The organism is Burkholderia sp. SIMBA_051, assembly GCF_046534915.1.
GTDB classification, from domain to species: Bacteria; Pseudomonadota; Gammaproteobacteria; order Burkholderiales; family Burkholderiaceae; genus Burkholderia; species Burkholderia ambifaria.
Map to the genome: position 1 here is coordinate 1 of NZ_JAWRXS010000809.1, position 240 is coordinate 240.

The 240-nt window shown below is 67.1% G+C and carries 1 protein-coding gene; it reads right to left on the minus strand.

Translation table 11 applies throughout. From position 1 onward, the window contains the following. On the minus strand, nucleotides 1-240 hold a 240-nt coding region (locus SB771_RS36690), incomplete at both ends, for a flavin reductase family protein (protein WP_410722244.1).

The window sequence follows — 240 nt, forward strand, 5'->3', positions numbered from 1 at the left end:
CGTTGATGTGCACGCCGACCACCTGCCCGAGCGACAGGTAGTTGTCCATCGGCTTGCCGTCGAGCGTATGCAGCCGCACGACCTGCAGCAGCTTGCATTCGAGCGCGGCCGGCGATTCCGCGACGTGCGGCACCTGCACGTTACGCCCCGGCGCAGGCGTGAGCCCCGCGAGCTCGAATTCATCGACATGCGGCGCAACCGGCGCGGACGAACGGTTCATCTGCTCGGCGAGCGATTTCG